Source organism: Pseudomonas sp. S37 (assembly GCF_016658545.1).
In the GTDB taxonomy this organism is placed as follows: domain Bacteria; phylum Pseudomonadota; class Gammaproteobacteria; order Pseudomonadales; family Pseudomonadaceae; genus Aquipseudomonas.
Genome location: NZ_JACVZC010000167.1, coordinates 1 through 10,141, shown reverse-complemented (window position 1 = coordinate 10,141; position 10,141 = coordinate 1). Strand labels below are relative to the sequence as shown.

Annotated in this window: 10 protein-coding genes; 6 read left to right on the top strand and 4 right to left on the bottom strand. The window is 64.7% G+C overall.

Annotation, left to right across the window (positions count from 1 at the left end):
- Nucleotides 1-135: 135 nt before the first annotated feature.
- Together efp and earP are read right to left on the bottom strand one after the other, a co-directional pair.
- Nucleotides 136-705 carry an elongation factor P gene (efp, locus tag IAE39_RS27935; protein WP_012271109.1) on the bottom strand — a complete coding sequence of 190 codons (570 nt, stop codon included), beginning with the start codon at nucleotides 703-705 and terminating at the stop codon, nucleotides 136-138.
- Between the two features lie 48 nt (nucleotides 706-753).
- The gene (earP, locus tag IAE39_RS27930; RefSeq protein ID WP_201207706.1) at nucleotides 754-1,887 is read right to left on the bottom strand and encodes an elongation factor P maturation arginine rhamnosyltransferase EarP; all 1,134 of its coding nucleotides are present in this window, start codon (nucleotides 1,885-1,887) and stop codon (nucleotides 754-756) included.
- A gap of 90 nt (nucleotides 1,888-1,977) precedes the next feature.
- Between earP and IAE39_RS27925 the strand changes: the two genes are divergently transcribed.
- Both IAE39_RS27925 and IAE39_RS27920 read left to right on the top strand, forming a co-directional pair.
- The gene (locus tag IAE39_RS27925; protein WP_201207705.1) at nucleotides 1,978-2,379 is read left to right on the top strand and encodes a hypothetical protein; all 402 of its coding nucleotides are present in this window, start codon (nucleotides 1,978-1,980) and stop codon (nucleotides 2,377-2,379) included.
- 2 nt (nucleotides 2,380-2,381) lie between these two features.
- The gene (locus IAE39_RS27920; protein ID WP_201207704.1) at nucleotides 2,382-2,852 is read left to right on the top strand and encodes a GreA/GreB family elongation factor; all 471 of its coding nucleotides are present in this window, start codon (nucleotides 2,382-2,384) and stop codon (nucleotides 2,850-2,852) included.
- 113 nt (nucleotides 2,853-2,965) lie between these two features.
- Here IAE39_RS27920 and IAE39_RS27915 read toward each other — a convergent pair whose 3' ends face one another.
- A complete protein-coding gene (locus IAE39_RS27915; RefSeq protein WP_201207703.1) occupies nucleotides 2,966-3,904 on the bottom strand; it encodes a LysR family transcriptional regulator in 939 nt (312 codons plus the stop codon).
- A 118-nt stretch (nucleotides 3,905-4,022) separates the two neighbouring features.
- On the opposite strand from IAE39_RS27915, the gene IAE39_RS27910 reads away from it, so the two are divergent.
- On the top strand, nucleotides 4,023-4,772 hold the full coding sequence (locus tag IAE39_RS27910) for a 3-oxoacyl-ACP reductase family protein (RefSeq protein WP_201207702.1): 750 nt from the start codon (nucleotides 4,023-4,025) through the stop codon (nucleotides 4,770-4,772).
- Between the two features lie 123 nt (nucleotides 4,773-4,895).
- Here IAE39_RS27910 and IAE39_RS27905 read toward each other — a convergent pair whose 3' ends face one another.
- Nucleotides 4,896-5,780: a LysR family transcriptional regulator gene (locus IAE39_RS27905; RefSeq protein ID WP_201207701.1), complete on the bottom strand. Its 885-nt coding sequence runs from the start codon at nucleotides 5,778-5,780 to the stop codon at nucleotides 4,896-4,898.
- A 105-nt stretch (nucleotides 5,781-5,885) separates the two neighbouring features.
- Here IAE39_RS27905 and IAE39_RS27900 point away from each other — a divergent pair, with 105 nt between their 5' ends.
- The 3 genes from IAE39_RS27900 (at nucleotide 5,886) to IAE39_RS27890 (ending at nucleotide 10,006) form a co-directional block, all read left to right on the top strand.
- Nucleotides 5,886-7,058, top strand: coding sequence for an MFS transporter (locus IAE39_RS27900; RefSeq protein WP_201207700.1), 1,173 nt, complete (start codon nucleotides 5,886-5,888; stop codon nucleotides 7,056-7,058).
- A 248-nt stretch (nucleotides 7,059-7,306) separates the two neighbouring features.
- Nucleotides 7,307-7,687: a hypothetical protein gene (locus IAE39_RS27895; protein WP_201207699.1), complete on the top strand. Its 381-nt coding sequence runs from the start codon at nucleotides 7,307-7,309 to the stop codon at nucleotides 7,685-7,687.
- A gap of 186 nt (nucleotides 7,688-7,873) precedes the next feature.
- Nucleotides 7,874-10,006, top strand: a complete 2,133-nt coding sequence (locus IAE39_RS27890) for a TonB-dependent siderophore receptor (RefSeq protein WP_201207698.1) — start codon at nucleotides 7,874-7,876, stop codon at nucleotides 10,004-10,006.
- Nucleotides 10,007-10,141: the final 135 nt, after the last annotated feature.

Here is a 10,141-nt window from a genome sequence, read left to right as displayed (position 1 = left end):
CCCCCCCCCCCCCCCCCCCCCCCCCCCCCCCCCCCCCGCTCCTACAGGGGGCGCGTGAAGCAGGACGGTCAGCACTGGAGTCACAGGCACAAAAAAACCCGGCCGAGGCCGGGTTTTTGCGTATCACAAGAAAAATTACTTCTTGGAACGGCCTTTGAAGCTGTTGTCGCGAGTGTCGATGTCGATCCACTCGTCGATCTGGATGAAGTCGGCAACCTGGATCTCGGTACCGTTCTTCAGTTTGGCAGGCTTCATGACCTTGCCCGAGGTGTCGCCGCGCGCAGCGTTCTCGGTGTAGACAACCTGACGGCTGATGGTGGTCGGCAGTTCAACCGATACCAGGCGGCCTTCGAAGAACACGGCTTCGCAGATGTCTTCCATGCCTTCTTCGATGTACGGCAGAACGGCGTCGATGTCTTCGGCGTTCAGTTCGTACATGGTGTAGTCGGTGGTGTCCATGAAGGTGTACGAGTCACCGCTGATGAACGACAGGGTCGCTTCTTTGCGATCCAGGATCACGTCGTCCAGCTTGTCGTCCGCACCGTATACGGTTTCGGTCTTGTAGCCGGTCAGCAGGTTCTTCAGCTTGGTCTTCATGATCGCGCTGTTACGGCCCGACTTGGTGAACTCAGCTTTTTGAACCAGCCACGGGTCGTTGTCGATGCGCAGCACGGTACCGGGTTTCAGTTCTTTACCAGTTTTCATTACGAAGTATCCGAATCTGGATGGATTTATAAAAATCGAGGCCGCATATCATAGCGAATTTCGATAAAAGTGTACTAGCGCTGTGGCAAGGTCCGGCTGAGCGGCCTGTTGCGCCGCCCAGCGCCGGGCATGCTGCTGCAGTTCCGGCCAATGCTGGCGGGCCGCCTGCCAGGCCTGGGCCATATCCCGATTCATGTTCCAGGCCCGCCACAGGCCCAGCAAGGCGGCGTCGGCGTCGTCTGACAAACCGCGTCGATAATGCGCCAGGAACGCTTCGAGCTTTTCCCAGTGGGCGTTCTCGTCCTGCACGTAGATGTGCCACAGCATCGGCTGCCCGGCCCATTGCGCACGCACGAACGAATCCTCGCCGCGCACCGCGTTGAAGTCGCAGCTCCACAACAGCCGGTCGAAGTCGTCCTGGCTGACGAAAGGCAGCACTTGCACAGTCAGTGCGCCACGCGTGCGTACATCACCCACCTGCAACGCCGCCTCGCCAAGCCACTGGCTGAGCCCTGCAACGATGCGACCTTGCGGTACCAGCAGATGGCAGGGTTGCGCGCCGGTGGCCAGGGCATCGAGCCAGTTGGCCAATTGCGGGTTTTCATAGGCAAACAGCGACACCAGCAACGCCCCCGGCTCAGGGGTTACGCCAAGCCCGTGCAGAAACGCCAGGCGCGCATCAGCCGACTGCTGGAGCGCATCACGCCGGGCCAGCAGTGAACCTTCGCGCAACAAACCACCGGTTTTTTCGGTAAACCCCGGGAAGAAAAACACCTTGCGCAGGCCGTTGGGCTGCGGCGAAGGCAGGCCATGGCAGCCTTCTACCCAGTCCTCGGCACTGAGATATTCAAGGTTCAGCCACAACGGCGGCCGAGGCAGGGCGCGCATCGCCTCGACATAACCCGCCGGCAGCTGGCAGGCAAACGCGCCGATCACCACATCGGCTGGCGCCACCGTCAACCAGGCCGCCGGCCACTGGCGCACGTCCACCCCCTGCTGCCATTGCTGCGCCGCAGAGGCATCGGCGCCGGGGCACATGGGCGTGAAGGCGGCAAGGTCATCCACCCACAGGCGCACCGCCAGGCCATGCTCGGCCACCAACTGCCGGGCCAGGCGCCAGGTCACGCCGATATCGCCGTAATTGTCGACGACGCTGCAGAAGATGTCCCAGGTGGCTTTCATGCGCCCCTCCCCTTTACCTGCGGAAAAACGCGGATTCTGCCCGACAGCATGCGACAATGCACGCCGCCCCACCCTGCCAAGGAGGCAGCCATGCCCCGCACCCGTGAACTGAAGATCACCCTGAAGCCGCTGCAGTTGATACTGTGCGTTGCCTTCGGCCTTTGGCTTGGCGCCGTGGCCATTATCGGTAGCGTCTGGCTGGCGCTGTTGTTGTGGCCGCAGCAGGTGCAGCCGCTGGCCAAGGCCCTGCCCCCCAGCGTCTACCAGCCGGCACCGGCGCCCACAGCGGTCGCACCGGCACAGGACGCCCAGGCCGAAATGTTCGAGCGCTACAAGCACATCCTGCACAAGCAGGAACAGCAACAAGCTGCCGAAGCCGCCCAGGGCAACCCGCGCAACCTCAACAGCCCCAAGTGCCAGTTCTGGCTGCAACAGAACCGCACGGCACCCACCGACAAAAGCCAGGCCAACGTGCTGGAGTTCTGTTACTGACCATGGACAAGCCCCGCCTGCTGGCGCAGATCGTCGCCACCCTCGAACATGACCTGGACGTGCTGACCCGCGCGGCGCAAACGGCTTATGAAGCGGCTACCGCCGAAGAAAATATCGCCGAGAACAAGTACGACACCCTGGGCCTGGAAGCCTCGTACCTGGCCACCGGCCAGGCGCGGCGCAGTGCCGAGATTCGCCAGGGGCTGCTGATCTACCAGCAACTGCTGCTGCGTGATTATGACCCGGCGCGCGGGGTGCAGGTGAGCAACCTGGTGACCCTTGAGGATGAAGATGGCGGGCAGCGCCGGGTGTTTCTTGGGCCTGAGGCGGCGGGGTTGAAGATTGGTGAGGGAGATGGGCTGGTGACCGTGATCACCCCACGCTCGCCGCTGGGGCAGTTGCTGCTGGGGAAGAAGGTTGATGATGAGGTGAGCCTGGGGGGGCAGGTTTTGTTCATTGTTGATGTTGCCTGAGCGGGCCTCTTCGCGGGTAAACCCGCTCCCACAGGATTACCACAAGGCGGGGGGTACTGGATCCCTGTGGGAGCGGGTTCACCCGCGAATAGGCCAGCACAGGCGATAGCTTTCTAAAGGGCCTGCAAGGCATCAAACCGCCCCGCCAACCCCTGCCCTTCAAACTGCTCCACCACAAAATCGACAAACGCCCGGGTCTTGCCCGGCAGCAGCTTGTGCTCAGCGAAATACAGGCTGATGTGCCCATCGTCCACATACCAGTCCGGCAACACCCGCTGCAGCCGCCCGGCCTGCAGGTAAGGCACGGCAAACGGCAAACTCACCAGGGCGATGCCCAGCCCCTGCTCGGCCACCGCACACGCCGCATCCGAATCGCTCATGGTCATCGCCTGGCGCAGTTGCAACGGCTGCTGCACCTGCCAGCGGCTGGTCAACGGCCACGAACGCACCCGCCCAGTTTGCGGTGAGCGGATCAGGATGCCGTCATGCCGCTGCAGCACCTGCGGGTCTTGTATCTGCGCATGCCGCTGCAGGTACGCCGGCGCCGCCACCAGCACCCGATGCGCCGGTGTCAGCTTGCGCGCCACCACCCCGGGCGGCAGTTCGAAACCACCCCCAATCGCCGCATCGAAGCCCTGGCCGATCAGGTCGACCTGGCGGTTGTCGAAATGCCAGTCCGGGGTAATCGCCGGGTAGCGGCGCAAGAACTCGCCCAACAACGGCAACACATACAAGCGCCCGAACACCGTGCCCATGCTCACCCGCAACAACCCGGCCGGCTGCCCCTCGGCACTGGCCAGGTTGGCCACGGCGTACTGGATAGTGCGAAAACTGTCACTCACCTCGCCAAGAAATCGCTGCCCCGCCTCGGTCAAGGTCAGCTTGCGGGTACTACGCTGGAACAACCGCACGCCCAGGCGCGCTTCCAGTTGGGCTACATGCTTGCCCACGGCGGCGGGGGTAATGTGCAAGCGCCTGGCCGCCTCGGCAAAGCTGCCGACCTCGGCACTGCGGATGAAGCACTCCAACGCGTTGAACGATTCCATAGCCATGATTGGCAACCAAAGGTTTACTTTGCTGATAGTGATTGCCATCTTATCAGCAGGTAATCAAGCGCCGATACTGCGCCCATCCAAGGCATTTCGGCCTGGCTTCCAGCAGGAGATCAGCATGTCCAAGCAACTTACACTCGAAGGCAAAGTAGCCCTGGTACAGGGCGGTTCCCGTGGTATTGGCGCGGCCATCGTGCGGCGCCTGGCCCGCGAAGGCGTGCAGGTGGCCTTTACCTACGTCAGCTCTGCCGGCCCGGCCGAAGAACTGGCCCGGGAAATCAGCGAAAACGGCGGCAAGGCCCTGGCGCTGCGCGCCGACAGCGCCGATGCAGCGGCCGTGCAACTGGCCGTGGATGACGCCGTGAAGGCCTTCGGCCGGCTGGACATTCTGGTCAACAACGCGGGCGTACTGGCCGTGGCCCCGGTGACCGAGTTCGACCTGGCCGAGTTCGACCGCATGCTGGCGGTGAACGTGCGCAGCGTATTCGTCGCCAGCCAGGCGGCAGCCCGCTACATGGGCCAGGGTGGGCGCATCATCAACATCGGCAGCACCAACGCCGAGCGCATGCCGTTTGCCGGCGGCGCGCCGTATGCCATGAGCAAGTCGGCGCTGGTCGGCCTGACCCGCGGCATGGCCCGCGACCTGGGGCCGCAGGGGATTACCGTGAACAACGTACAGCCAGGGCCGGTGGACACCGACATGAACCCGGCCAGCGGCGAGTTCGCCGAAAGCCTGATCCCGATGATGGCGATCGGGCGGTATGGCGAGGCGGATGAGATTGCCAGCTTTGTGGCTTACCTGGCGGGGCCTGAGGCGGGGTATGTCACCGGGGCCAGTTTGACTGTGGATGGTGGGTTTGCGGCCTGATTGAGGGGTGACCCTGTGGGGGCCTCTTCGCGGGTAAACCCGCTCCCACAGGGACCGCACACAGCTTGAAATCGGCGCGGTAACTGTGGGAGCGGGTTTACCCGCGAAGAGGCCCGCACAGGGTCACTCATCACCCGCCCCCAAACGCTGCTCCATCACCTCCAGAAAAGCCCGCGCAGCCGGCGTAGGGCTAGCCGACCACACCGCATACAGGTGCCGCACCGGCGCATCCACCAGCCGCGCCACCGCCACGCCCTCGAAGCTGCGGGCCACCTGTTCCGCCACCAAGCCAACCGCCATGCCCCGTTGCACGAACTTCTCCACCAGACGCACATGACCGATTTCGAACTGCACCCGCCGCTGCAACCCCACCGCCTGAAATGCCTCGTCGGTCTGCCGTCGTGCCCCGGTGCCTTCAGGGAAGTCCACCAGCACCTCGCCCGCCAGGTCAGCCAGCGCCAGCTGCGTCCTGCCCGCCAGCCGGTGCCCTGGTGGCAACAGCGCCACCAGTTCCTCCCGGGCAAGCAAGCGGTGCTGCACCCCCTGCACCACTTCGCCCTGCCACAGGCCGATGAAGCCTACGTCCAGGCGCCGCTCAAGCACATCGGCTATCAACAGCTCGCTCTTGGCCGTAAGCCAGCGCACGTCCACATCCGGGTAGCGGTCGTGAAACACCGCCAACAAATCGACCAGGTCCAGCGCCGTCAGCGAGCTGATTTCGCCAATCGCCAGCCGGCCTCGCACCTGGCCGCACGCGGCCGCCACATCATCGGCAATACGCCGCGCCGCCTCCACTGCCGGCCGGGCGCTAAGCACGAAGGCCTCCCCCGCTGGCGTCAGCCGCACCCGCCGCGAACTACGCTCGAACAAGCTCACACCCAGTTGCGCCTCCAACCGCGCCACCTGGTGGCTGAGCGCCGACTGCACCACATGGCAGCGTTCGGCTGCGCGGGTAAAGCTGCCGGTGTCGGCCACGGCAAGGGCGTATTCGAGTTGTTTGAGGTTCATCGATCTATCTGCTTTCAAGATGGATAAGTTGAAAACTATACATTGGTGTCATGCCTGACACTTCTTGATAATCATCGCCACATTACTGCCCGCCACGAGACCCCCATGCACACCCCTACTCTCAGCCGCGCCCTGATCCTGCTGATGGCCACCGCCACCGGCCTGGCCGTGGCCAGCAACTACTACGCCCAACCGCTGCTGCACAGCATTGCCCAGCAGTTCGGCCTGAGCACCGCCAGTGCCGGCAGCATCGTGATTGCCGCGCAGCTCAGCTATGGCGCCGGCCTGTTGCTGCTGGCACCGCTGGGCGACCTGTTCGAACAGCGTCGGCTGATCACCGTGATGACCCTCATCGCCACCGTCGGCCTGGTCATCAGCGCCTGCGCCCCGAGCCTGCCCTGGCTGATCCTCGGCACAGCATTGACCGGGCTGTTCTCGGTGGTGGCGCAGATCCTCGTGCCGATGGCCGCCAGCTTGAGCGAGCCGCATCAGCGGGGGCGTGCGGTGGGCACGCTGATGAGCGGCCTGCTGCTGGGCATTCTGCTGGCACGCACCGCGGCCGGTTTCATGGCCGAGCTGGGCGGCTGGCGCAGCATCTACGTGCTGGCCGCGGTATTGATGGCGGTCACCGCTGTGGCGCTGTACCGCAGCCTGCCGCAGCACCACAGCCATGCCGGGCTGAAGTACCCGGCCCTGATCGGCTCGGTGTTCCGCCTGTTCCTTGAAGAACCGGTGCTGCGCCTGCGCTCGCTGCTCGGCCTGCTGGCGTTCAGCCTGTTCGCGCTGTTCTGGACGCCGCTGGCGTTTCTGCTGGCCAACGGCCCGTACCACTATTCGGACGCTGTGATCGGCCTGTTCGGCCTGGCCGGTGCGGCGGGTGCGCTGTCGGCCAACTGGGCCGGGCGCCTGGCCGACCATGGCAAGGGTTCACTGGGGACCACCGTGGGCCTGGTGGTATTGCTGCTGTCGTGGGTGCCGCTGGGCTTTGCCGAACACTCGCTGCTGGCGCTGCTGTTGGGCGTGCTGATGCTCGACCTGGCGGTGCAGCTGGTGCATGTGAGCAACCAGAACGCGGTGATCGCCCTGCGGCCCGAGGCACGTACGCGGCTGAATGCCGGGTACATCACCTGCTACTTCATTGGCGGGGCGCTGGGGTCGTTGCTGGGCACGCAGCTGTTCCAGCGCCAGGGCTGGATGGGCATTGTGGTGGCGGGGTTGGTGATTGGGGCTTTGGCGTTGCTGGCCTGGCTTGTCTCTGCCCGCAAAGCTGACACATAACCCTTGTAGGAGCGGCCTTGCGTCGCGATGGGCCGCGCAGCGGCCCCACATCTGTAGCTTCGCCGCCGATATTGCCGGGGCCGCTTTGCGGCCCGTCGCGACACAAGGCCGCTCCTACACACAGACCGCGCCAGCCTGAGGGCGACATTCCACCACACTACCCTCCGTCGCCTTGCCGTTGACTTGCCTACCCCAGGCAGCGCTCAGTAGGCGCTGGTCAAATGCCCAATCCCTGACAGGACGACTTTATGACAAGACTCACGGTGCAATCCGGCGATTTCTTGCAAGGTGAAGGCGAGTATCGCAATGGATCGCTCACACTCAAGACCCCGCGCAGCCCGTCCCCGGGTGAGCGGATTTCCCTGGCCCGTATCAGCGACTTGCGCCTGGCCAGCCTGGAACCCAGCCGTAGCCTGGGCAGCGCCCTGGGCTGGGGCGTGGCCGGCGCCCTGGTGGCCGGGCCGGTGGGGCTGCTGGCCGGGCTGTGGCTGGGGGGCAAGGAGGAAGAAGCCACCTTCCTGGCCACCTTCAAGGACGGCCGCAAGCTGATGGCCATTACCGACGGCAAGACCTGGTCGAAGATCGATGACAACTGGCGCCAGCACAAGCGGCCTGCGCGGGCTGGCTGACTGAATATCGCGGGGCCTGGATCGTTTTATGTTGAAGGCGGCTGGTAAGATGCCGCCTTTTTCATGGCCTGTGCCGGCCTCTTCGCGGGTGAACCCGCTCCTACAACGGGTTGTGGTTCCCTTGTGGGAGCGGGTTTACCCGCGAAAAGGCCCGCACAGGTACCCCGCCCCCAGGAGCCCCACCGCATGCCCCCGCGTCACCCTCGCCTGCCCCTGAGCCTGCTCAGCCTGGGCCTGGCCCTGCATTGCCCCCATGCGCTTGCCGAAGACAGCGTGCTCCTGGCGCCGCTGCAGGTGTCCGATACCTACGCCAACGACGGCTACCAGGCCCACCAGGCCGCAGTAGGCGGCTTCCAGCCCGCGCCGTTGCTCGACACCCCGGCTTCGATCAGCGTGTTCAGCCAGCAACTGCTGGAAGACCGCCAGGTGCGCAAGCTCAGCGAAGTGCTGCAAAGCGACGCCTCGGTCGGCGAAAGCTATGCCCCCATCGGCTACTACGAAAACTTCAACGTGCGCGGCTTCGAGCTGAACGCCGCCAGCAGCTACCGCATCAACGGCCAGACCATCGCCGGCGAGCAGAACGTGGCCCTGGAGAACAAGCAGCAGGTGGAATTGCTCAAGGGCCTGTCCGGGTTGCAGAGCGGTGTATCCGAGCCGGGCGGGCTGATCAACTACGTGACTAAGCGCGCCGAAGAGGTACGCAGCATCACCGTATCGACCAACGAACAGGGCGAGCGCTACCTGGCCACCGACCTGGGCGGCTGGTTTGGCAGCGAGAAGCAGTTTGGCCTGCGCGCCAACCTGGCCCATGAAGACATCCGCTCCTACGTCGACCATGCCGACGGCAAGCGTGACTTTGCCTCGTTGGCCTTCGACTGGCAGATCAGCCCGGACGCCACCCTGCAGCTGGACGCCGAATACCAGCACCGCGAACAACGCTCGGTGCCGGGTTACCAGCTGCTCGGCGGCACCCAGGTACCGCACGGCGTCGACCCGGATGACCGCCTGGCCTACCAGCATTGGGCCAAGCCGGTACAGAACGACTCGCTGAACCTGGGCGGGCGCTTCGAGTACCGCTTCAACGAGGCCTGGACCGGCACCCTGAGCGCCTCGCGCAGCAAGGTGGTGATCGATGACTACAGCGCATTTGCCTGGGGTTCCAGCGAAGGGGCGTTCTTCGGCAGCAATGGCGACTACGACATCTACGACTTCCGCAGCCCCGACGACACCCGCCGTACCGATGAGGCCCAGGCCACGCTCAACGGGCGCTTCGATGCACTGGGCGTGGGCCATGAGCTGACCGTGGGCAGCAGCGCGCAACGGCGCACGCTGGACCAGCGCCCGTACTACAACGAGTGGCTGGGCACCGGCAACATCTACACTGGCGTCCCGGCCCTCGACCCGTCCGACAAGCCGGTCGGCGCCAGCGAGCGGCGCCTGGACAGCCGCCAGTACGGCCTGTTCGTCAGCGACCGCATCAGCTTCAACGAGCACTGGCAGACGGTGCTGGGCGCCCGCGAAGTGCGCCTGGATGAAAAAACCTGGGACGAGACCGGCGTGGCCGGGCGCCATACACGGCAGTACCAATTGCTGCCCAATGCTGCGCTCATCTACAAGCCGCAGCCGGATACCACCGTGTATGCCAGTTATTCCAAGGGCCTGTCGGCTGGCGGCACTGCGCCCTGGTTTGCCAGCAACGCGGCGGAAATACTTGCGCCCACCACCTCACACCAGCTGGAACTGGGCCTGAAACACGACTGGCAAGGCCTGAGCCTGAGCGCCGCGCTGTTCCAGATTCGCCAGGCTTACCAGTACGCGCGCCCGGACGGTGCCGGCAACTTCACCTACGTGCAGCAAGGCCAGCAGAAGAACACCGGCCTGGAACTGGGCGCCAGCGGCTGGGTGACCCGCAAGCTGCAGGTGCAAGCCAGCGCCGCAGCCATTCGGGCGCGGGTGAAGAACAGCGGTACCGATGACTATGAAGGCCACCAGGCGATCAACGTGCCCCGGCTCCGCGCGGCATTGCACGCCGAATACAACCTGCCGGTCGCGGGGCTGGCGCTGCTGGGTGGTGCGCGGTATAGCGCCAGCAAGTACGCGAGCCAGGCGGGGAATGTGGAGGTTGGCGGGTATACGGTGTTCGATGTGGGTAGCCGCTACCGCACCCGCATTGGGGGGTATGACACGGTACTGCGGCTGACGGTGGATAACGTGTTCGACAAGCGTTATTGGCGGGATGTGGGGGATTACCTGGGGGATAACTATTTGTTCCAGGGGGCGCCGCGGACGGCTCGGCTTTCGGCTTCGGTCAGCTTTTAGATTTTTTGGGGCCGCTCTGCGGCCCATCGCGACACAAGGCCGCTCCTACAAGGGATCGCGTTCACCTGAAATCGACGCGGTCCCTGTAATCGATGGACTCGCCCCCGCCGAGGCATCACAGTGCCACGGTGGCGT